Annotated in this window: 12 protein-coding genes; 6 read left to right on the forward strand and 6 right to left on the reverse strand. The window is 63.3% G+C overall.

The annotated features are described in order from the left end of the window. The first annotated feature begins 87 nt into the window (after positions 1–87). The gene (locus AC07OT_RS27785) at positions 88–1,116 is read left to right on the forward strand and encodes a WD40/YVTN/BNR-like repeat-containing protein (protein ID WP_495109587.1); all 1,029 of its coding nucleotides are present in this window, start codon (positions 88–90) and stop codon (positions 1,114–1,116) included. A gap of 15 nt (positions 1,117–1,131) precedes the next feature. After that, on the forward strand, positions 1,132–3,507 hold the full coding sequence (locus AC07OT_RS27790; RefSeq protein WP_027608582.1) for an efflux RND transporter permease subunit: 2,376 nt from the start codon (positions 1,132–1,134) through the stop codon (positions 3,505–3,507). A gap of 127 nt (positions 3,508–3,634) precedes the next feature. Here AC07OT_RS27790 and AC07OT_RS27795 read toward each other — a convergent pair whose 3' ends face one another. Together AC07OT_RS27795 and AC07OT_RS27800 are read right to left on the reverse strand one after the other, a co-directional pair. After that, positions 3,635–8,290 (reverse strand): dermonecrotic toxin domain-containing protein, encoded by a 4,656-nt coding sequence (locus tag AC07OT_RS27795; RefSeq protein ID WP_495109579.1) that lies wholly within the window; start codon positions 8,288–8,290, stop codon positions 3,635–3,637. A 43-nt stretch (positions 8,291–8,333) separates the two neighbouring features. Beyond that, on the reverse strand, positions 8,334–13,190 hold the full coding sequence (locus AC07OT_RS27800) for a hypothetical protein (protein ID WP_495109580.1): 4,857 nt from the start codon (positions 13,188–13,190) through the stop codon (positions 8,334–8,336). Positions 13,191–13,329: 139 nt separating this feature from the next. On the opposite strand from AC07OT_RS27800, the gene AC07OT_RS27805 reads away from it, so the two are divergent. The 4 genes from AC07OT_RS27805 to AC07OT_RS27820 all read left to right on the forward strand — a co-directional run bounded on the left by AC07OT_RS27805 (position 13,330) and on the right by AC07OT_RS27820 (position 15,414). Then, positions 13,330–13,620 carry a DUF5629 family protein gene (locus AC07OT_RS27805; RefSeq protein ID WP_027608579.1) on the forward strand — a complete coding sequence of 97 codons (291 nt, stop codon included), beginning with the start codon at positions 13,330–13,332 and terminating at the stop codon, positions 13,618–13,620. Continuing rightward, entirely contained in the window at positions 13,607–14,782 is a 1,176-nt protein-coding gene (locus tag AC07OT_RS27810; protein WP_495109581.1) for a lactonase family protein, read from the forward strand. Before AC07OT_RS27805 ends, AC07OT_RS27810 begins: the two co-directional genes overlap by 14 nt. A 156-nt stretch (positions 14,783–14,938) precedes the next feature. Beyond that, positions 14,939–15,118 (forward strand): hypothetical protein, encoded by a 180-nt coding sequence (locus tag AC07OT_RS27815; RefSeq protein WP_027608577.1) that lies wholly within the window; start codon positions 14,939–14,941, stop codon positions 15,116–15,118. 170 nt (positions 15,119–15,288) lie between these two features. Further along, positions 15,289–15,414: a hypothetical protein gene (locus tag AC07OT_RS27820; protein WP_256097795.1), complete on the forward strand. Its 126-nt coding sequence runs from the start codon at positions 15,289–15,291 to the stop codon at positions 15,412–15,414. Here AC07OT_RS27820 and AC07OT_RS27825 read toward each other — a convergent pair. The 4 genes from AC07OT_RS27825 to AC07OT_RS27840 form a co-directional block, all read right to left on the reverse strand. Next, positions 15,411–16,004 carry a glutathione S-transferase gene (locus tag AC07OT_RS27825; protein ID WP_495109582.1) on the reverse strand — a complete coding sequence of 198 codons (594 nt, stop codon included), beginning with the start codon at positions 16,002–16,004 and terminating at the stop codon, positions 15,411–15,413. The genes AC07OT_RS27820 and AC07OT_RS27825 overlap by 4 nt on opposite strands. Further along, positions 16,001–19,639 (reverse strand): AAA family ATPase, encoded by a 3,639-nt coding sequence (locus tag AC07OT_RS27830; RefSeq protein WP_495109583.1) that lies wholly within the window; start codon positions 19,637–19,639, stop codon positions 16,001–16,003. Before AC07OT_RS27830 ends, AC07OT_RS27825 begins: the two co-directional genes overlap by 4 nt. Next, positions 19,636–20,877, reverse strand: coding sequence for an exonuclease SbcCD subunit D C-terminal domain-containing protein (locus AC07OT_RS27835; protein ID WP_495109584.1), 1,242 nt, complete (start codon positions 20,875–20,877; stop codon positions 19,636–19,638). The genes AC07OT_RS27830 and AC07OT_RS27835 overlap by 4 nt, the downstream gene beginning before the upstream one ends. Positions 20,878–21,168: 291 nt before the next feature. After that, positions 21,169–22,905 (reverse strand): Ig-like domain-containing protein (locus tag AC07OT_RS27840; protein ID WP_495109585.1); only part of this gene is annotated, 1,737 nt, incomplete at its 5' end.

Raw genomic sequence — 22,905 nt, forward strand, 5'->3', positions numbered from 1 at the left:
GCGCTCTAGATTGCAGGTTTCAGGGCCCGGGAAGGCGAGACGACCTAACAATAATAAATGGGAGAAAGGTCTATGAGTGAGCCTGTCATGGGTTGGGTTGTTTGCCGCCCACGCGCCGCACGCAGGGTTGCGTTGCTGGCCGCAGCGCTCTCGCTGTTTGGGACTGTCGCGTTGCCGACCGTCGTCCAGGCCGCCAGCGATACCTCTTTTGCGATTGAATCCCCCAAGGCCGCCAAGGGCCTGATGATCGATGTCGTGCATGCTGGCAAGCGCCTGGTGGCGGTCGGTGATCGTGGGCACATCCTCTATTCCGATGACCAGGGCAGCACCTGGACCCAAGCCAAGGTTCCCACCCGGCAACTGCTCACGGCGGTGTATTTCGTCGATGACAAGCAGGGCTGGGCGGTCGGCCATGATGCGCAAATCCTCGCCAGTTCCGACGGCGGTGCCACCTGGACCCAGCAGTATCAAGACCTCAAGCGTGAAGCGCCGTTGCTCGATGTGTGGTTCAACGATGCCCACCACGGCCTGGCCGTGGGCGCCTACGGGGCGCTGATCGAAACCACCGACGGCGGCAAGACCTGGGAAGACGTCAGCGACCGCCTCGACAATGAAGACCAGTTCCACCTCAACGCCATCGCCCGGATCAAGGACGCCGGCCTGTTTATCGTCGGCGAGCAGGGCAGCATGTTCCGCTCCAGCGACGACGGCCAGACCTGGGAAAAACTCGAAGGCCCCTACGAGGGCTCGCTGTTTGGCGTGATCAGCACCGCACAACCCCAAACCCTGCTGGCCTACGGCTTGCGCGGCAATCTTTACCGCTCCACGGATTTCGGCAGCACCTGGGAACAGGTCGAACTCAATGCCGCACGCGGCGCCCTGGAGTTCGGCCTGTCGGGGGCCACCTTGCTCGAAGACGGTTCGCTGGTGGTGGTCGGCAATGGCGGCAGCGTGGTGGTCAGCCATGACGACGGCCAGACCTTCAGCGTGTTCAATCGCCCCGACCGTATTTCATTGTCGGCCGTCACGGCGGCAGGCAACGGCAACTTGATTCTGGTCGGGCAGGGTGGTGTTCGCGTCGCCACACCCACTGGCGCCGAACCGACAAAACAATAAGAAGGCGGGGAACGCATGAGCAGTCATCACAACGATAAAGCGACCTTTCTTGAGCGCCTGATCTTCAATAACCGCCCGGCAGTCATCGTGATCTGCCTGTTGGTGAGCATTTTTCTGTTCTGGCAGGCGACGTTGATTCGCCCGTCCACCAGCTTTGAAAAGATGATCCCCCTCAAGCACCCCTTCATCGAAAAGATGATGGAACACCGCAACGACCTGGCCAACCTGGGCAACACGGTGCGTATCTCGGTGGAGGCCAAGGACGGTGACATCTTCACCAAGGAATACATGGAGACCCTGCGCCAGATCAACGACGAGGTGTTCTACATCTCCGGCGTCGACCGCTCGGGCCTTAAATCGCTGTGGAGCCCAAGCGTACGCTGGACCGAAGTCACCGAAGAAGGCTTCGCCGGCGGTGAAGTGATCCCGCAGAGCTACAACGGCTCGACGCAAAGCCTCGATCAACTGCGCAACAACGTGCTCAAGTCCGGCCAGGTCGGACGGCTGGTGGCCAACGATTTCAAGTCGAGTATCGTCGACATCCCGCTGCTGGAGTCCTACCCGGACCCGCAGGACCAGGGCAAGTTGCTGGCCCTTGATTACCGCAAGTTCTCCCATGAACTCGAAGACAAGATCCGCGACAAGTTCGAAGCCCAGAACCCCAACGTCAAGATCCACATCGTCGGCTTCGCCAAGAAGGTCGGCGACCTGATCGACGGCCTGGTGATGGTGGTGCTGTTCTTCGGCGTTGCGTTCGTCATCACCCTGGTTCTATTGCTGTGGTTCACCAACTGCCTGCGCAGCACCATCGCGGTGTTGAGCACCACACTGGTGGCGGTGGTCTGGCAACTCGGCCTGATGCACTTCTTCGGCTTCGGGCTGGACCCGTACTCGATGCTGGTGCCGTTCCTGATCTTCGCCATCGGGATTTCCCACGGTGTGCAGAAGATCAACGGTATCGCCCTGCAATCCAGCGAGGCGGATAACGCCTTGACGGCCGCGCGGCGCACCTTCCGGCAACTGTTCCTGCCGGGGATGATCGCGATCCTGGCGGATGCGGTGGGTTTCATTACCCTGCTGATCATCGATATCGGTGTGATCCGCGAACTGGCCATCGGCGCGTCCATCGGCGTGGCGGTGATCGTGTTCACCAACCTGATCCTGCTGCCGGTGGCGATTTCCTATGCGGGTATCAGCAAGCGTGCCATCGCCCGGAGCAAGAAGGACGCGCACCGCGAACATCCGTTCTGGCGCCTGCTGTCGAAATTCGCCAGCCCCAAAGTCGCGCCGGTCTCGGTCCTGCTCGCGCTGGTCGCCTTTGGCGGCGGCCTCTGGTACAGCCAGAACCTGAAGATCGGCGACCTCGACCAGGGCGCGCCGGAGCTGCGCCCGGACTCGCGCTACAACAAGGACAACAACTTCATCATCAGCAACTACTCCACCAGCTCCGACGTGCTGGTGGTGATGGTCAAGACCAAGGCCGAAGGTTGCTCGCGTTATGAAGCCATGGCGCCCATCGACCAGTTGATGTGGAAGATGCAGAACACCGAGGGCGTGCAGTCGGCGATCTCGCTGGTGACCGTGTCCAAGCAGATGATCAAGGGCATGAACGAGGGCAACCTGAAATGGGAGACCCTGTCGCGTAACCCTGATGTGCTGAACAACTCCATCGCCCGCGCCGACGGCCTGTACAACAACAATTGCTCCCTGGCGCCGGTGCTGGTGTTCCTCAACGACCACAAGGCCGAGACCCTCGACCGCGCGGTGCATGCGGTACAGGACTTCGCCAAGGAGAACAACAAGGACGGCCTGGAATTCATCCTTGCTGCCGGTAACGCCGGGATCGAGGCGGCCACCAACGAGGTGATCAAGGAATCGGAGCTGACCATCCTGATCCTGGTGTACCTGTGCGTGGCGACCATGTGCATGATCACCTTCCGCTCCTGGGCGGCAACCCTGTGCATCGTGCTGCCGCTGGTGCTGACCTCGGTGCTGGGCAATGCGCTGATGGCGTTCATGGGCATCGGCGTCAAGGTCGCGACCTTGCCGGTGGTGGCCCTGGGCGTGGGGATCGGCGTGGACTACGGCATCTATATCTACAGCCGCCTGGAAAGTTTCCTGCGTGCCGGTTTGCCGTTGCAGGAAGCCTATTACCAGACGCTCAAGTCCACCGGCAAGGCCGTGCTGTTTACCGGCCTGTGCCTGGCCATCGGCGTGTGCACCTGGATCTTCTCGGCGATCAAGTTCCAGGCCGACATGGGCCTGATGCTGACCTTCATGCTGCTGTGGAACATGTTCGGTGCGTTGTGGCTGCTGCCGGCGCTGGCACGCTTCCTGATCAAGCCCGAGAAGCTGGCGGGGCAGAAGGGCAACTCGTTGTTTGCCCACTGAGCCTGGCTAAAGAGCAGCGAGCGAACTGTGGTGGCGAGGGCGCTTGCTCCCGCTGGGCCGCGAAGCGGCCCCCACAATGGGACTGCTGCGCAGTCCAACGGGAGCAAGCGCCCTCGCCACAGTCCTGTCAGCGGGCCAGCGGCAGGAACCAGCGCTGCGCCAGCGCCTTGCCGATCAAGCCACGATGCACATCCACCACGGCTTGTGGGCTTTGGGCCCTGGCCAGTTGCGAGTAGTAACTGACCCGGCGCTGTTCGCGGCTCTTCAGGTGGGCGGCGGTATAGGCCTGCTTGGGCGTGTCGGCTGCCGGGTAGTGGAAGTGGGCGTACCACAAGGGGTAGCCACCCTGGTCGTTGATTGCGTATTCCTGGACAAAGTCCCTTCGTTCACCGCTCAACTGGATACGCTCGCCCAGCAGCGCCATGTTCGCGCGCTTTTGCTCGATCAGGAACTCCAGGCTGCCGTGGGTGGGAGGTAGCTCCAGGCACCGTTGAATACGCAGGGCCAGGCCGTGCTCGCTCAGGCGTGCCGCCGCCTGGCGCATGTCACGCTCCAGGTTCTGGTCCGCGAGCGTGCGGACCTCGGCCGATTGGGCCTGGATGGCCTGGTGCAGTTCGGTCGCCAACTTGTCGTAGCGTACCGACTCATACTGCAGCACCTCCTGGACCTCTTCCGGATGCCGGGAGATTTTCTTGTATTGATCGCCGCGTTTCAGGTGTTCTTCCAGCATGCCCAGCAGTTTGCGCGCTTCCCCCTTGACCAGGCTCAGGCTGCGGGCAGTCGGCGCGGTGGGTGAGGGCGGCGACTCCTTGAACTCGATCCATTGTTCGCCCCGTTGCGAGTAGGTGCCCAGCACCTCGCCCGTGACTTCCGAGCGGACTTCCACGGTTTCCAGTGCACCCAGCGGTTTGACTTCGCCGATAAAGGTGCCTTTTTTCGAGGTGCGGATGACCTTTTTCTGCGGTCTGCCCACCGCCGTCGGGCTGCGCCGGCTCGGGCGCGGGGCGGGCTGGGCAAGCGGCTTGATTTCGCTGGCCAGCTGCCTGGCGGCCTCCTGGTACAGCTCCTCCACCAACTTGACCAGCTTGGCGAAATAGTCGCCGTCGAATTCATCGGCGTTGACGATGCCAATCCCCTGCAACGAGTCCAGCCCCCGACCATAGTGCTCCACCAGGCTTTCCAGCACGTTGACGCGTTCCTCTGCCGACAGTTCCAGGTCGTTCAGGTCACTGTGGGTACGCAAGTGCTCCTGGAGCGGCTCAAGGATATCGATCAGCACGCCCACCAAAGGGTGATCAGGCTGTTTATGGGTCATCAGCTCATAGTTGCGCATCAGCAGGTCCTTGACGGCCAGCACGCTGATCTCCTGCGGGCGTTCCGCGGTCAGGCGGATGTAGTCTTCCGCGCTGGCGGTGCCGAGGTTGAACAGCTGATCGAGGTAGCGATCGCGCAGCTCGAGCCAGTATGCCGAGCGTTCATTGATGGCAATCATTGCGCGGATGAACTGGCGGTAGGCCGGGAAATCGGTCAGCACCGCTTCGGCCAGGCGGCCTCCCTTGGTGGTGAAGCGCGGGTGGTTACGGTAGAGCGCTGCGCGGTCTTTTTCGGCCACCACCACATGTTTGCGCGCGTTGTTGACAATGTTTTCCAGCAGGCTCGCCACTGACCGGGACGGCAGGGCAATCCCCAGCCTGCTGCGTTCCGGCAGGCTGTCCAGTTGCTGCTGGTAAGCCTGGGTCTGTTCCAGCAGTGCGGTATCGAATCGTTTACGACTGTCGGCTTGCTGCGCTTCGGTGAAACGTGGGTCCTCCGCGGTTCTGGTCATCACCGCCAGGATCACGTCGAGCTGACTCTGCACGGTCACCTGTGCCTGGACGAACTGTTCGAAGCTCTTCTTCAGTTCGCTGATGCGCTGTGCCTGGCGCTGGCGTTCGGCGGCAATCCGTTTGGGCGGCATGCCGCCACGCAGGCGCAGGCGGGTGTCAACCGACCACACCCCGTGGCCGTCAGTGCGCAAGTACGGGCCGCTCTGGGACGCGTCGCCAGGCGTCACCACACGAATATCGCCCGTTGGCTCCAGGGCAACCTGCAGCCACGCGTCTTCCACCAGGGCATGCCAGCGGTTTTCGACGGGGTAAAGCCCCCGGCGTGGCCCGTTCAACACCGGTTGGGGCAGGGGCGTTGGGCGAGGGGTGCTGAAACTGGCGAGGCGGCGGCGTTGGATCGTGGTCAGGCGCGGGCGAGCCTGGGTAAAACTCAAGTCCAGTACGGTGTTGTCCACCCGCTCCAGCGCACCGGGCAGGATAACCGCGCCTTCGCGGATGGCGGGCGGGGGCGGTTGCGGCCACTGCTCGGCGACCCACGGGGCCAGGGGCGGGGGCAACGCTTGGTCCTTGAGCCCCGCCGCCAGCGCGAGGGGCGCGGCGGTGACTGCGGGCACGGCTTCGAACAACAGCAACCCCAGGTTGAGCAGCAGGTCGACGCTGGCCAGTTCGCGCGCTTGCGGGTCTTCGGAGGCCAGCGCCGGAATGTCCTCGCCCAGGCTGGCCATCAGGCCCCAGAGCCAGCCGGTCAGCATGGCCGGCCCACGCAGCAGCGGGAGCAACAGGTTGCCGAACAACAGGCTGCTGCCCTCGCGCAGCACCTGCCAGCGGCTTTCGCTGTTGGACACCGATTCGCGATTGGCCTGTTCGATCAGGGCCCGGGCGTGATCACTGTACAGGTACGTCATCAGGCGCCCGGTCACCAGGCACTGCTGCAACTCGTCATTGATGCCATCGGCGGCCAGGGTGGCCGGCGCCGGCCTGTGCAAGGGGGCAAACTCGTCGCCCTGGCCAAAGCGCAATGAGTGGGGCTCGCGGAACCCGCCATTGGCGTAGATCGGCCGGGCCCTGTCACTCAGCCAGGTCAGTACGCTGTCCTGCAGCGGCCCGGTTTCGGCGATGGCCTCCAGCAGCGCCTCACGGCTGGCAAATTCCTGCAGCGCCTCGGCATACAGCGGGCGATACAACACATGGGGGCCGCCGCCGATGTCCTGCGGCTCGATCAGGTACATGGCGCTGACCGTGTCCGGATGGGCGCCGGGTGCCGACAGCAGGGCCAGGTGACGGATCACCACCGGCCGTTGGTCGACCTTCTGGTTGGCGGCGTCCGGCTCCATCAGTGCCGCCACCAGGCGTGCGCCTTTGGCGCTCAGGCCGGCTTGCTGCTTGAGGGCCAATTCGAGGGCCAGCAACGGCAATTGCACGGCCTGTTGTTCGGCGAACAGGGTTTCGCGCTGGCGTGCCTCGGGGCTTTCACCCAGCCAATGGGCCTCCAGCAGCCGCGGGTAGTGCTGGCCGATGTCCACGCGCGCCACCGGGCCGTCGGCTCCCATCAGGTAGTCGGCGGTCAGCCAGGCCGGCAGGGGCAGGCCGTGACGGTGGGTGAGGGTCACGCTGCCGCTGGGGCGGCTGGACAAGTTGTCGATGGCCAGGTCGGTCAAGCTCATGCGTTCATGGCGGATGATCCCGGAGGTGCCTGGGTAGCCGGCGGCGATGGTGAAGGTCAGTTGCAGATCATCGGGGTGCAAGGCGCCGACGGAGGGCGGTGCGAGGGCCGAGCTGCCCAGGGTCACGGCATCCTGCTGCAAGGCCTGTAACAACGCCTTGACGGTGTAGGTGCGCAGGTCATCGATCTGGCTGAAGGCCGTACGTCCCGCCGCGCGCCGTTTGGCGCCGGCCATGGCGAGGGCGTAGCGCCGGTACGTGGCCTGGTCGTCGGCGTCGGCGTCGCGCAGCCAGGCCGGCAGGTGCTGGCGCAGGGTGTCCAGGGCCTGGGGCGGGGCGGCGGGCGTGTCGCGGAAAAACCGCCCCGGATCGGTGATCTCGGCGTACAGCGCCTGCCAGGTACTGAACGGCTGGCCGGTGGGCAGGCGCAGGTTGCCGAGGTCTTCGAGCTGGCGATCGAGGATCATCGACGCCTGGTGCTCGAAGATATCGCCATCGGGCTCGTAGCGTTGAATCAGGATGTCGTCGACCTGGTACTGGCGGCTCAGTCGCTGCCCACAGGCCTGGATCAGGGCGTCCATGCTCGGGAAAACCTCGGCGGTGCGCTGCGGGTCACACAGCACCACCGAGACCTTGCCGTTGACGGCGCGAATCAATGCCAGCTGCGGCCCCATCCGTGTGACCGAGCGTTCGGCGTGGGTGAGGGTGGCTTGCAGGGCGTAGGCAAACACCGCATTCACGCCATGCCGCGCAAGGCGGGCCTCGCGGTCAGGGCAGTCGATCAATTGTTCCAGGGTTTCCCTGGCGGGTTGGTCCAGGCCGGCCTGGCCCAGGGCGCCGATGCGCAGGGTGTCTCTCAAGACGCCGGCCAGCCAGTGCCAGGGGCCGGTGTCCCAGTACGCCGCCAGCGCATTTTGCAGGGCGATGGGCAGCGTTTGCGGCAGTTCGCCGACCCGCTTCGCGATGACCTGCATGTCGAGTTTTTCCTCGGTCAGGCCAGGCAGTTTCAGGCGTTTGGGCGGCTCGTCCGAGAGGTACCAGGGCGAGCCGTTGACCTCGCTGAAATCCAATGGCGCACCACTGGCCAGGGCATCGTGTACCACCGGCATAAAGGGCTGCAGCAGCCAGCCGCGGCGTTGTGGCCGGGCCAGGCGGGTGTGGCGCAGGTCCAGGCTGAGGCTGGGGTACGTGTCGCCGATGGCCGTGGCGAGTTGCTCGCGGATCACGGTTTCCAGCGCCGGGCGCTGAGTGAAGCGTGCGCTGACGGCGTGGGCAATAGGGTCAGGTAGTTGCATAAAAATCCTTTTCAGGCGATGCGATGCCATGCATAGCGGGGTTTCAGGCGGGCAGCAGGCTCAGGAACAGACGCTGATCCAGCGGCGCCGTGATCGGGTTGTACAGGTCGCGCACGATGCTTCGGTTATCTGCCCCGGCCTGGGCGATCAGGTCCCGGAGGGTGACAAACCGCTGTTCGGGGCGCTTGAGATGGGCCGCCGTATAAGCGCCCGGCGGGCTGTCGGCCTGGCTGTAGTGAAAGTGCGCATACCACAGCACCGTGAGGCGGTTTTTCTCGCGCACGGCGAACTCCGACACATAGTCCTTGGCGGCGGTGCGTTGCGGCCCGTGGACCAGGCCGATATCGACGGCGGCATGGGCGCGCAGGAACTCGATGTTTTCCTGGCGCGGGCGCTGGGCCTTGTAGCCTTCGATGCAATGCTGGCGGCCTTGGGCGCGCAACTCGTCGGCGCGCAGGCGCAGGCGCTCGACGGTCTGGAGCACGTCCGGCTTGTCGGCCGCGTGGCTGGACAATTCTGTCGCGACGCTGTCGAGGCGCTCGGCCTGGTGCGCGAGCATGTCGTGCCAGTCACGCGGGTTGAGGTCATCGCGACGCGTCGGGTCGCTGAGTTTGCGTTTCTGGAAGTCGATGGAGCGCTCTATGGCCGGCACCTCTTCCAGCAACCGTTGCGCCTGGGCGCGCAGTGTGGACAGCGCCGGTGCCTGGGATGGCTCGGCGGGACGGCTTGGCCTGGCCTCGACAATTTCCACCCAGCCCTCGTTGGGGTGCTCCATAAAGCGCCCGCTGACCTGCTGGGTAATGGGGTTGCGGGTCACGATGGTGGGGAAGGGCTGGTCACGCTGCGCCGGCTCCAGGTCACCCACCAGGGTGCCCTTGTCCCGCGACTTGAACACCCGTTTGGTTCTTGACGGAGCCTGTACCGGTTTGAAGGCGCCCGGTTGCGGCGGCAGGAATTCATCTTCGCGCAGCAGCGCCGCCAGGTCGGCCTCGGCGCTGTCGCGCACGGTGTTCAACCGCTCGATCAGCAGCGGCATGTAGCGTGGGTGTGCCAGGGGCGAGTCGAGTTCCAGCAGGCTCTGGTAAATCTGCAGGCGCCGGTTGTAATGCCTGACCAGGTTGGTCAGCACCTCCTTGCGTTCGGCCGTGGTGAAACCTTCGGTGGTCAGCAGGTCCAGGTGGGAGTCTTCCAGGGCAGACAGGGAGGATTGCAGGTGCTCATGGCGCGCGAGGAAATAGTGCTCCTGCGGGGTGCTGGCCGGGAGCGTCCGGTCGATGCTCAACTCGGTGAGCACATCCAGGGATTCGAGGGTGGCATTGAGGCGGTTGTAGAACCGGCGCTTGGGATGCCCGTTGAGGTAATTCAGGCGCTGGGCCGCGCCGGTTTTCAAACGTGCGGCCATCGCCTCCAGGGTGTCCTCGATGGCAATCATCGCCTGGGCATGGCGCTCGGACACGGCAAAGTTGGTTTCCAGCAGGTCGTTGACATAGCGCAGCGCCTGCACCTCCTGGGCGCTGCCTTGCAGCTCGATCAGCGATTCGCCCTGCTCGGACACAAACGTGGCCAGGTACAGGGACGACAACTGGCTGACGCGAATTTCATCGGTGGCCAGGATCGACTGGTATTGCTCCACACACTGCCCCTCGTAGTCGAAGCGGCTGTCCACGGCTTTCATCCGCCCGTAGGCCTCGATCAAGGCGCGCCGCTGCTGCAGCAACTCGGCGGCGGCCGCGTCGAAGCGCTCCTGAAACACCTGGAACCCGGCCCTGGCCCGGGAGCGCTGGGCGACGCTGGCGAGGTGTTCGGCCACCCGCGCCGGGTCGTCGGGTGCGCCGCGCAAGCGGGTGCGGGCCAAACCCAGGGCGTTATGGGCCTGCTCGAACTTCTGCCGGGCGGCATCCAGCACCTGGTCGATAGGCTGCAGGCGTTTGATCAGGCCGCTGACCTCATCACTGATGCGATTGATCTCCTCCGACGCTTGGGTGCGCTGCTGGTCGATGTGCGCCAGCTTGGCCTTGAGGCGGTTTTTCGGCCCGCCGCCGCGCAGTTTCAGACCCAGGTCCAGGCCCCATTGGCCCTGGGCATTGCGCACCAGCACGAAGCCTGGATGCTGCGGTTTCTGCGGATGGACCAGCCACACCTCACCCAGGTCCGCGGCGATGTTTACCCGAAACAGCAGGCCGCCCACCGAGGCATGCCATTGCTGGTCGATGCGGTACAGCCCTTTGAACACACCGGCGTCCAGCGGCTCGGGGGCCGGCACCGGCCATGGCACATGCAGTTCGCGCAGGGCTTCGAGCAGGCGCCGGCGGCTGGCGTCGCGGGCGTTGGAATGGACAAAGTCGACCAGGGTGCGGTCGCCGGCCGGCGGCTCTGCGGGCAGGCCCACCGGGCCCAGTTCCACTGGGGTGGCCGGACGTGGCGCAAGGCCTGGCGGGCGCTGCAAGGCCGCGAGGGTGACCGGTAAGGCGGGCTCCGAGGGTAACTCGAGGGTCGGGTGTTGCCGGGGGGCCATGTGCAGCAGGATCAGGCCGATGTTGAGCAGCACGTCGACCCAGGCCAGTTCGCGGGCGGCGGCGTCGTCGCCGTGCAGGGCGGCCATATCGTGCCGCAGGCTGACCGCCAGTTGCACCATCCAGCCTGCAACCAGCGCCGGCCCGCGCAGCAGCGGCAAGAGCAGGGCGTTGAACAGCAGCCAGCCACCTTCGAGCAACACCGCCCAACGGCTTTCGGCATTGGACACCGCGTCGCGATCCGCCAGGTCCACCAGCGCCCGGGCGTTGCTGCCGTAGAGGTACTGGGTCAGGTTGCCGGTGGCCAGGCATTGCGCCAGGGAACCCTCGACTTCGCTGCCATTGAACTCCTGTACCAACTGCGCGGGCGGCGGCGCCGGCCACTGCACCGTGTCGTCGCCCTGGCCGAAGCGCAGGATATGCGGGCTGCGGAAGCCGCCGTGGCTGTAGATCGGCCGGGCCTTGTCGCTCATCCAGGCCAGCACGCTGTCTTGCAGTGCACCGGGCTGGGCGATGGCGTCGAACAGGGCCGCGCGGCTGGCGAATTGCTGCAACGCGTCAGAGTACAGCGGGCGATAGAGAATCGACGGCCCGGCGTCGATGTCACGGGGTTCGATGATAAACATGTTGCCGACGATATCCGGCACGGCAGCGGGCTTGCGGGCGAAGGCCAGCGGGCGCATCACGATGTCGAGGGTGTCGACCACGCGCCCCGCCGCGCTGGGGTGCAGCACCGCCTTGACGTAGCGATACCCCAGGAAGTTGAAGCCCTGTTGCCCGCGAATCGCCAATTCCAGGGCCTGGTGCGGCAGTTGCACGGTTAGCGCCTGGCCGAACAGCGTCTCACGCCGGCGTACCTGCGGGTTGTCGCCCAGCAGCAGGTCGCGCAGGTGTTGCGGGTAGCGCCGGCCGATATCCACTTGGCGGATCAGGCCTGGCGTGCTGTGGAACAGGCCTTTTTCCCCGAGGATATAGTCCTCGGTCAGCCAGGCCGGGAGGGCGGCCCCGGACGTGTCCTGCAAGGTCATGCGGCCGTGCGGCGCGGCGGCGAGGTTCTTGATCGCCAGCTCGGTCAGGCCCAGGGTCACCGGTGCCAGGTAGCCGCTGTGCAAGTCACCCACCGGGACATGGAAGGTCAGCCGCAGGTTGTCCGGTTCCACGCTGGCGCCAGGGTGGTCGCGGCGCATCTGCTCGCGCAGGGTGCGGGAGGCAAAGGCCGGCAGGCTCTCGACCCCGTCCAGGAACGACGCCCCGGCCTGTTGGCGCTGCAAGCCTGCCTGTTCCAACAGCCCTTGGCGATAGGCGAAACGCTGCTGGGCATTGGCGCTCTGCAGCCAGGCGGGCAACGCCGTCTGGATGGCGTTCTGATGTATCGGGTCGGGTGCCGGCGCAGCGACAAAGACGGCGCTGGGGTCTGTCGCCAAGGCAAAACGCTGCTCCAGGCTGCGCACGCCGTCGGAGGCGGGCAGGACGATGGCTTCGAGGTCATCCAGTTGCTGGTTGAGCAACAGGGCGGCCTGGGTATCGAAGAGATTGCCATCGGGCTCGTAGCGCCTGACCACCACCTTGTCGACCTGCAACCGCTGGCTCAGGCGCTGGCCCCAGGCCTGGGTGAAGACTTCCAGTGAGGCGAATGGCTCGATGCTGCCCGACGCCTGGCACAGCAAGGCCTGGTGGCCTTGCACCAACAGCAGGTCGCTGCTCAGCAGGCGGGCCTCACGGCCGTGCCGGATCACACAGGCTTCCAGGCAGTAAGCATGCACAAAACCAGTGCCCCCGGCCTGGCGTTCACGTCGGTCAGGCTGGCGGGTCACGCTGTCCAGCATGTCTCGCGGCGTGCCGGCGGGCAGCAGGCTGGCGCTGCTTTTGAGGGTGTCCGCCAGTAGATCGCCAAGCCATTGCCAGCGGCTGCTGCCGGTGTCGGCAGCGCCGTTCCAATAGGTGGCCAGGGCTTGCTGAAAAGCGATGGGCAGGGTGAAGGCCAGGTCCAGGATCAGCCGTTCGATCACCGCCATGTCCGGCTCGCGGGGGCCATTGGCCTCATAGGTCAAGCGTGAGGGCGGGCGCTGGGACAGGAAGCAGCGGCGTTGGTCGACCACCTGCGTCAGGTTCAGGGCCGTACCATTGCCCAGGTGCTCGAGGACCACATCGGTCAAGCGCCTGAGGTCCCAGCCGCGCCGCTGGTTGGGGGTGGCCAGCTTGAGGGTGGGCAGGTCCAGGGGCAGCCCTGGGAACTGTTCCTGCAGGCGTTCGTGCAGGTGCCGTTCGACCACCTGGCGTAACGTCGGGCGTGTGGCGAACTGCTGGGCGACCGCCAGGGCCGGGGTGTTGCTGCGGTGTGCGAAGTGCAGCGGCCCTGCCGGCGGGGCGTTTGAAGTGTCTGGCATAGGAGATTCCATTCTGTGGGGAGTTCGCCCCCAGAATGGCAAGCGCCGGCCGCTGCCGTGCGGTAGCCCGCTATCGCGACACGACGGCGTGGCCGGATTGGCCTATCATCAGCGTTTTTTCCAGCGATGAATGAGCCTGATGACTGCCGCCTCCCTGCTTACTGAACTCCACACCAGCGACATGCTCGAAATCGATGGGCTGCATGCCTTTGATTTCAGCCTCGACGATCAACAGCTGCTGATCAAGAGCATGGACGGCCGGGCCGAGAAACGTTGGTCCTTCAGCCTGGTGCAGGTGCAGGCCGCAACCTTCGATGACGCCTTGCAAAGCTGGACCCTCACCGGTGATTCGGGCGAGCACCGCCTGGTGTGCATGGCCGCCTTCACCGGCAACAATAACGACGAGGAAGACGAGCATGATGATGCGTAAATTCTGGCCGCTGCTGATGGCCGGCAGTGTGGGGGCGATGTCGGTGCAGGCTGCACCGGCGGACACCTATGAGTTGCTGGTGGGCAGCTACACCGCCGGCTCCAGCGAAGGCATTTATCGCCTGCAATTCGACAGCCGCACCGGGCAGTTCCAAGGCAAGCCGGTACTGGCGGCGAAGTCCGCCAACCCTTCGTGGCTGACGGTCTCCAAAGACCAGAAGCACCTGTTCGTGGTCAATGAAAACGGCCCGGGCCAGCAAGACCCGGTCGGCCGCGTCAGCAGCTACCGCATCGACCCGAAGAATCATCAGCTCATCCTGGTCAATCAGGTGCAGAGCCTGGGCAACGAGCCGACCCATTCCAGCGTCGCGGCGGATGGGCGCTACCTGTTCGTCGCCAACTATTCGGTGCTGGAAGATCCGGGCGGCAGCCTGGCGGTGCTGCCGGTAGATGCCGAGGGCAAGCTGTCGGCACCGGTGCAGTTGAGTGCACACCCGGCCAGTCGCGTGAACCCTGAGCGCCAGGCCTCCAACCATGTGCATTCGGTGGTGTCGTCGCCGGATGGCAAGTACGTGTTTGTGCAGGACCTGGGGGCGGACAAGCTGTTCGCCTATCGCTACGACCCCAAGGCCAACCACGAGCTGCCGCTGACCCCGGCCGATCCGGCCTTTGTGCCATTGCCACCGGGCAGCGGCCCGCGTCACCTGTTGTTCAGCGCCGATGGCAAGCATGCCTGGCTGACTACCGAAATGAGCGCCCAGGTCGCGGTGTTCGATTACGCCGATGGCAAGCTCAGTCAGACGCAATTGGTGGACTTCGCCGCCGGCCAACCGGTATCCGACAAGGCCGGCGCCGCACTGCACGCCTCCAGCGATGGCAAGTTCCTGTACGTGAGCAATCGCGGCACCGCCAACCAGATCATCGTATTGGGCGTGGACCCGGCCACCGCCCACCTCAAGGAGCTGCAGCGCCGCAGCGTCGAAGGCGACCACCCGCGGGAGTTCAGCCTCGATCCGAGCGGCAAGTTCCTGCTGATCGCCAACCAGAAGAGCAACGAAATCGTGGTGGTCGAACGTGACCCCAAGACCGGCCTGCTGGGTAAAACCGTGCAGAAACTGCCGATCGATGCCCCCAGCGACCTCAAGTTCCTGGTGCGTCAATAAGCCACAGGCCCCGCCATGCGGGGCCTGACCCTTAGTATTAATTGTATTAATAGCGGCTACTGTTTCAAAGCATTTCTAAGGTTCAACCCTCGGGCGTAAGTTGGGTTCCAAGGCCTTCCCCGGCCACCCAACCGAACGAACACAAGGGTTACCGACATGAACTTGAATCTCTTCTCCGTCATCGCCGCCTCCGCCGTTTCCGCCACCGTCGCCCTGCCTGCCGCCGCGAGCGTGGAAGTCAGCGGCAAAAAATCCAGCACCAGCGCCTACACCCAGAAATACCTGCAACAAAGCGCCAACTTCTACGCCGCCCTGGATCACAAGACCCAGCAATGAGCGCTGATTGACCCTGCATACAAGCAGACGCCAAACCACTGGAACGTAAACGCGCGTTCGAGTGGTTTGGCGTTTGTGCATCTTTCGAAGAAAAAATGAGGTAATGGCGCATTGCCATATGTTTAAATTGACGCTTAAATATTGACGCGCTCTTTTATGGAATCGACAGCATGGCACTTCGACTCGCCGCACTTATCCTCGCCCTTTATTCCACCCCGATCCTGTCATCCGTGCAGTTGACGGACGGCGAGCCGGAGATCGCTCGCGAGCGGTTGTTGAGCCTGATCGAAGGCTAAGCCTTCGCCATCACGTCGATAAACAGGGGGGATTGCAGGAAGCCTTCCAACCAGCGTTGCAACGCTTTGTACGGCGTACCGGCAAACCATTCGCGGTCCACGTGGGCAAACTGCCGTATAAACGGCGCCAGCGCCATGTCCGCCAGGCCAGGGTGGTCGGCCAGCAGATAGGCGCGCTGGGCCAGCAACCCCTCGAGCTTCTGCAAGAACACCTCGCCTTCGGCTCGATAGTGTTCCATCGGCTGCTCGGGACAGCGTTCGGGGTACTTGTATCGATTCAAGTGATGCTTGAAGGTTGAATCGTTCTCGGCGATCAGCTCAAGTACCGCCGGATCCCCCTGCAATAACCAGTTATCCGGATCACGCCGGGCCAGGGCCCATTGCATGATCGCCAGGCTCTCGTCGATTACCTCGCCATCCACCACCAGCACCGGCACCGTGCCCTTGGGCGACAGTGCCAGCATCTCGGCCGGCTTGGCCTTGAGGCTCACCTCGACAATCCGCACCGCCACCCCCGAATAGCGCAGCGCCAGGCGTGCGCGCATCGCATAGGGGCAGCGCCGGAACGAATACAGCAGCGCCTCGCTCACTTGACCTCCAGGGTGCTCAGGCCATTGCCCTGGCGCTTGACCTGGATCTGCACCGGGATGCGCTCGTGCATTTCCTGCACGTGGGAGATCACCGCCACCTTGCGCCCCTGGGCCTGCAAGCCGTCGAGGGCGTCCATGGCCAATTGCAGGGACTCGGGGTCGAGGCTGCCAAAGCCTTCGTCGATAAACAGCGATTCGATCTTCAAGGTGCTGGACGCCATCGACGCCAGGCCCAGGGCCAAGGCCAGGGACACCAGGAACGTCTCGCCGCCGGACAACGAATGCACCGAGCGCAGTTCATCGCCCATTTCCGTGTCCATCACCAACAGGCCCAACATGCTGCCGCCGCGCTTGAGACGGTAGCGGCGCACCAGTTGGCGCAGTTGCACGTTGGCGTGGTGCACCAGCAGGTCGAGGTTGTAGGCCTGGGCAATCTTGCGGAAGGTATCGCCGGTGGCCGAGCCGATCAGTGCGTTCAGGCGTGCCCAGCGTTGCCACTCGTCATAGGCCTTGGCGATCTGTTCGGCCAGGGCACTGTTGGCGTCCTGGCGACGCTGGTCTTCGGACTGGCGCGCGCGCAGTTCAGCGCAGTGTTTTTCGCCGTCGGCCAAGTGTTGATTGAGCGCAGCGAGGGCGCCGTTGAGTTGTTCGGCGTCCAGGTTGCCGTTGTGCAGGGCCTGGTGTTCGGCGAGGCGTTGTTCGCGTTCCTGCAGCAATACCTTGGCTTGCTCGACGGCTTTTTCGCTGCTGTGCAGATGTTCGCGCAGCGTGGCGATGTGTGTGTCATCGAACGCCAGCAGACGCGCCAGGCCGTCGTCATCCAGCTCGGGGTGCAGGGCGCGCCATTCGTGGGTGCGGGTCTGGAGGGCCTGCTGCTCGGCTTCAAGGGATTGCCGGCGCTCCTGCCGGGCCTTGAGGTCGGCGGCCAGTTGGATCAGTTGGTTGCGGATGTCCTGCAACTGCTGGTTGGCGTCCGTCTCGCTCTGGCGTGCCTGCACCACGGCCTGTTCCAGTTGCTGTTGCCAGTGTTCGGCGCTGGGGTGTTCGCCCAGCAGGGCAGTGAGTTTTTCCTGGGCGGCCTGCTGCTGCGCGGCCAGCTCGGTAAATTGCTGGTCCAGGGCCTCGAGTTGCTGTTGGCGATGCTGCTGGTGCGTGTGCTCTTTCTCGATGGCCTGCTGGCGTTCCTGCTGCTCGGCCAGCTCATCCTTCTGATGGCCCAGTTGTGCAAGGCGTTGGCTGACCTGCTGGTCCAACTGCATAAAGGTCGCGGCCGGGTCGCTGCGCAAGCCTTCCAGGGTGTCGGCGGGGAGCAGGCTGGCGAAGGCGTTGAGTTCTTCGTCGAGGCGCTCGCGGTCGTTGGACAGCTCGCGTTGCTGGTCCACCAGCAATTGGCGCGCCTGCTGGCTGGCGTCCTGGGCGGCTTGCAGTTGTTGCTGCAAGCGCCCGGCGTTTTGCTGCAGGTTGAGCAGGGCGGCCTGGCGCTGTTCGTCCTGGGTGATGCTTTGGGTCAGTTGGCCGAGTTGCTGGGCCAACCAATGGCTGCGTTTGCTTTGTTCCTGGTTGAACAGCGAGGCCGCCAGCGGGTGGGCGTCCAGGCTGGGCTGGAGCGCTTGCTGCTGGCTGGCCAGTTGCTCCTGTTGGTGCAGGAACTCCTTCTGTTGGGCGATCAGGCCGCCGACTTCACCGCGCAGTTCGGTGAGTTTTTCCTTGAGGGTATCGACCGCTTTCTGTGCCGTGGCCTCTTCGTTGTCGTCGTGGCGACCGAGGCTGTGCAGCAGGGCTTCGGGCTGGTGATACGGGTGCTCGTGGCTGCCGCACACCGGGCAGGGCTGGCCGTCCTGCAGCTGCTCGCGCAATTCCTCGACGCTGGCGCTGCGGGCCAGGCGCTGGCGCTCCAAGAGTTGCTTGGTCACCGTCAGGGTCTGTTCGGCCACCGCCAGCTCGGCCTTGGTTTGCAGGCCGGTCTGGTTCAGTTGGTCGCGTTGCCGGGCTGCATCGGCGAGCTTTTGCGTGAGGGCAACGGCTTGCTGCTCCAACTGCTGCTGGCTGTCCCACAGGCGTGACAGGTCTTCGAAGGCGCGCTGCTGCTTGCGATTGTCCTGCAACAGGCTGGCCAGCAGTTGCACCTGTTCGGCCACGGCATGGGGTTCGGCGCCGGCTTCTTGATACAGCAGGTCGAGGGCTTCGCGTTGCTGGGCAAATTTTTCTGCGGCGCTGGTAGCACGCTGTTCAAGGTGTGGCAGTTCGGCCTGGCCTTTTTTCAGGCGATTACCGATCAGCATCAACTGTTGCAAGCGATCGCGGTAGGCGTTCCAGGCATCGCTGAGCGGGGCGAGGGCGCTGCTGCGTTCAAGTTCGGCGGCGAGGCGTTGCAGGCGCTCGTCGACTTGTTTTTGCTTGTCGAGCAAGCCATTCAAGTTGGCTTGACCTTCAGTGCAGGCGGTTTGCGCCAACTGTTTTTCAGACGCAAATTTGCCCAGGCTCTCGGTCAGGTGGGCGAGGGTGTTTTGCGCATCGAAGGCTTGGCGTAGCAGGGGCGCGGCGGCAGTTTGTTGCTGCTGTGCGTCAACCAGCGCCGTCTGGGCGGCGGTCTGCTGTTGTTGCAGTTGCGCCTGGCGGGTCTGCAGTTCAGCCTGTTGCTCGGTGTGCTGCTGAATCTGCGCGGCCAGGGGCGTCAGCAAGGTGAGGAGTTCCGCCCTGCGCGCAAACTGATGGCGTTGCGGTGCCAGTTGGTCGAGGCGGCTCAGCTCCTGGCGCTGCGTGGCCTGGTTGTCCCACTCCGCTTGCGCACGCTGGAGCTGTTCGGTGGCACTGCGCTGGCGGTCCTGCCATTCGCGCAGTTCCTTGAGCCAGGTGTGCTGTAACTCCAATTGCTTGAGTTGGGCCTGTTGGGTCTTGAGCTGTTGCTGGGCCGCGTCGAATTGCCGGTCCAGTTCGGCGCGCGCCTCGGGGGCCAGGGGCACCACGCCGGTGGCCTGGTCCTGCAGGTATTTGTGCGTATCCTTGGCCTCCTTGGCCTTGTCGAATGCGCGGCGGCCGAGCTGGGTGTACAGCGCTGTATCGGTGAGCTTTTCCAGCAGTTCACTGCGCTCATTGTCGTTGGCCTTGAGAAAAGCGCTGAACTCGCTTTGCGCCAGCAACACGGCGCGGGTGAACTGCTCAAAGTTCAGGCCCAGGGCCAATTCCAGCTGGGTCTTGTATTCGGTCTTCTGGCTGGCCAGCAGTTGGTCGCTGTCCAGGTCGATCAAGCTCTGCCGACTGTTCTGCAACTTGCCGCTGGCCTTGTCGCGGGCGCGATTGGCTTCCCAGCGCGCACGGTAGCGACGGCCGCTGACACCGACAAAGTCCACTTCGGCGTAGCCGCCACCGGTGCCGCGCCGGATCAGGGTGCGTGGATCGCCGATGGAAATATCGCTGTCGGCATCCGGCATCTTGGCCTGGCCGGTATCGCCCAGGCGTGGCACGGCGCCAAACAGCGCCAGGCACAGGGCATCGAGCAGGGTGCTTTTACCGGCGCCGGTCGGCCCGGTAATCGCGAACAGCCCGGCACTGGCCAGAGGCTCAGCGGTAAAATCGATCTCGAACGGGCCGGCCAGGGAGGCGAGGTTTTTCAGGCGGATGGCAAGAATCTTCATGGCTGTTCACCTGCCTGTTGCACTTCCTGGAGCAGCACGGCGAAATCCTTCAAGGTCTGTTCATCCACTTCACTGCCGTAGCTGTCCTGCCAGGCACGGCTGAACAATTCCTGGGGCGTGAGCTGGTCGAGTTCGATCAGTGCGTCTTCGTTGCTGTCGTCGCGACGGCCTTGGCCGGCGTATTCGGCGGCGATGCGCACCAGGCGCACGGCCTTGCCTTGCAGGGCGGTTTCGATCTGTTGGCGCAGGTCCGGTTGCGGCTCGTCGAGGCGTACGCGCACTTCCAGCCAGGGGTGGCGCTGGGTTTCGGCGAGCAGGTCGATGTCGGGCAACTCTGCCAGGGCCTTGAGGATGTCGGCCAGGGGCGCGGCTTCCAGGCGTTGCAGGTTGACCGAGCGGGGAATCAGCAGCGGTTCGACGCTGACCAGTCGTTCGCCCTGGAACGTCACGTCGAGGATCTGGTGCTTATAGCCAATTTCGGAAAATGACAGCGGTATCGGCGAGCCGCTGTAGCGAATGCGCTCCTCGCCATTGACCTTCTGCGGCTTGTGCAAATGCCCGAGGGCAACATAGCCGACACTTTTGTCGAACAGTTTGGCCGGCAGCGCCTCGGCATTGCCGATGATCAGGCTGCGCTCGGAATCTTCCGACACCGAACCGCCGGCCATGTGTGCATGGCTGATGGCAATCAACGCCTGGCCTTTCTTGCGTTTGGCGTTGGCCGCCGCGATCAGCCATTCATGGACCTGGCCGATACCCAGCAGGTAGTCATCACCCAGGTGGGCACCGGTGACTTCCGCCGGGCGCAGGAACGGCAGCGCCAGGCACCACGCGGCGACCTTGCCCTTGGCATCCGGCAGGGGAATCAGCAGGCGTTCGGCGTCCAGCTGGCCGTCGTCCAGCCACAGCACGCGGCCCAGCGCATGGGTGCGCAGGCGCCGCATCAACGGCGCGGGCAGCTCGATCCGCGAGCCGGAGTCGTGGTTGCCGGCGATCATCACAATGGTCAGCTTGGGGTTTTGTTCGTGGGCGCTGATGATGAAATCGTACAGGCGCTCCTGGGCCTTGAGCGGCGGGTTGACCGTGTCGAAGATATCGCCGGCGATCAACAGCACATCGGGTTGCTGGGCCGCGATCTGGCGCAGCAGCCACTCGAGGAAGCAGGCGTGTTCGAAGTCGCGTTCCTGGCCGTGGAGGTTTTGGCCAAGGTGCCAGTCGGAGGTGTGGAACAGACGCAAGGCGAACTCCGTGGAGAGGATGAAAAGGAGGGAGTTTACCTATAAATTTTTGGAAGGGGCGCTGGGCAGGCAATTTAGCGCCCGGTTGGCCAGGGCTTTGCTGAAGATTGCCACTCAGGCCTTGGTTCCTGCAGGTTGCGCAGCAGGTCGCAGCCAGTCGCCCAGAGCGCGATCAAATACATCCGTCACCGTGGTCGTGGCGAACTCATAGTGAAAAAAGGGCCGGTCAATTGCTAAATAGACCAGGCCCTTTTTTCTCCAGTTTGTGCGTTTAACTTAGCGGGCTAATGTTCAGATCCTTTGCAAACACCATGCACCAAATATAGCGTCAGGGTTAAGTATGTTCATGCAAAGTGCGCCGCGATATCTATAGTCGTAATATATCGAGTGATAAGGCGCACAACCGGATCCGCTATCGTCGCAATACCAATAGCTTCTATCGGCCGGCCATGGAGAAAGATATCTGCGCACCATGTCAGCCTCGCCGGAATTCATAGGGATTGCTTGGTTGGCGGCTCTCCAATTGACAGCAGCACCGAAGTTAAGTGGAAAGTTATTTTGAAGGAGACGGAATACGTTACTGACCTGAACAACATACGAAGCTGTTGCTCCATTTTGGTCGCGGGCAGTGATCGTCGCTGTTCCGTTTGCATTGCCGATGACAAAGCCAGTGGTGGCGCCGACGGTGGCAATCGCCGAATTACTGCTTGTATAGCTATAAGGTGGAACACCGCCACTGGCTACTCGAGTGGCCGTATTGTTAATGGATTCCAAGCCTGTTCTTGGCCAGTTTATTCTCACCGATATTCCATTCAGTACCATTGGCGTCGAGGGGATAACCAGCTGCGGTATTTGTCCTACTACAATGTACCGCGTTTGCGGAAAAGCGGTGGAGGTGGCATAGGAGGCACTGCCATCAAACGCAACTCGACAAACCACAATAACTTCGGCGCCACTGCGTAATTGGTTAAGCCAGGTCCTTAAGACAGGTTTGTTTATCAGCCCATTCGCCGCTTCAGAATCGTTGATGGCAACACCATCAAGCACCAACATCCTTGTGGCGCCGACACTGAGGCATTCGAGCCACACTCGCTGGTCTTGTTGGCTCAAACGCCATTTGAGCAGCGATATCATGGCGTTGCCGCTGAAGGTTCTGAGGTCCAGTGTCGTGCCGTTGGGAAGGTTATTGATCAATGGTTCAGGCAAGTCCGACGCATGGATATTTTCTACGTTCAATGTTTGGGTGAAGGAATCCACTTCTTGACCATTAATAACCGCGACATATCTTAATGTAATGGTTTTACCGACGCTGTCTGCCAGGATCCTCTGGCTGATTGCAAAATCCACACGACCGCCATCCAGACCATATTTTGCTGGAATGCTGGCCATCGTAGTGTTGGGGTAAATCCACTGTAAGGTGATCAGTTGTGTACTCCTCATCCCGGTATAGGCCACCGTCACCGAGGCGTTATGCTCGTAATCCAGCGGGTAAATACTCAGGTTCGGGGCAACCCGGTTGGCGAACGCCGGGGCCGGTAACGTCGAGGGAATGGCCTGCACGATATGCTCGCGTACGCCAAACAGCACCGCCTGATCCAGGCTGAAACTTTCAGACAGGGTGACCCAGAAGCGGATGGTCAGCCGCGAGCCGTCCCTGAGCCGGCGCAGTTTATCCACCGGCGCAGGGGGGGAGATGCCGTTGACGACACCGGTCTCGGTCACCAGATTGGCCGTGTAGGTGTTCTCGATAAACGGCGTGCCATCGTCAAACGTGCCCTCGTAGCGCATCCACATGCGCTGGTTGGCCGCGATGAAATTCCACACTGAAATACGCGTACGCGTCGCGTCGGTGAGCAGGGACAGTTGCAGCACCATGCTGTCGCCGATCCCGTCCAGGGTCGGTGTGGGCAACCCGGTCAGCGGCAGCAATTCCAGGCTCAGAACATCTGACTCATAGGGAATGGCACCGCGGAAAAAATGGTACTGCACGCTGATGCGGTTGCCGTCTTCACGAATACCTTTGGCGAT

The organism is Pseudomonas sp. GW821-FHT09C10, from assembly GCF_059418085.1.

Coding starts and splice junctions, on each gene's coding strand:
- AC07OT_RS27795 (WP_495109579.1), bottom strand. CDS start 8,290: ATGCAACTACCTGACCCTATTGCCCACGCCGTCAGCGCACGCTTCACT.
- AC07OT_RS27815 (WP_027608577.1), top strand. CDS start 14,939: ATGAACTTGAATCTCTTCTCCGTCATCGCCGCCTCCGCCGTTTCCGCC.
- AC07OT_RS27790 (WP_027608582.1), top strand. CDS start 1,132: ATGAGCAGTCATCACAACGATAAAGCGACCTTTCTTGAGCGCCTGATC.
- AC07OT_RS27785 (WP_495109587.1), top strand. CDS start 88: ATGGGTTGGGTTGTTTGCCGCCCACGCGCCGCACGCAGGGTTGCGTTG.
- AC07OT_RS27800 (WP_495109580.1), bottom strand. CDS start 13,190: ATGCCAGACACTTCAAACGCCCCGCCGGCAGGGCCGCTGCACTTCGCA.
- AC07OT_RS27805 (WP_027608579.1), top strand. CDS start 13,330: ATGACTGCCGCCTCCCTGCTTACTGAACTCCACACCAGCGACATGCTC.
- AC07OT_RS27810 (WP_495109581.1), top strand. CDS start 13,607: ATGATGATGCGTAAATTCTGGCCGCTGCTGATGGCCGGCAGTGTGGGG.
- AC07OT_RS27830 (WP_495109583.1), bottom strand. CDS start 19,639: ATGAAGATTCTTGCCATCCGCCTGAAAAACCTCGCCTCCCTGGCCGGC.
- AC07OT_RS27820 (WP_256097795.1), top strand. CDS start 15,289: ATGGCACTTCGACTCGCCGCACTTATCCTCGCCCTTTATTCCACCCCG.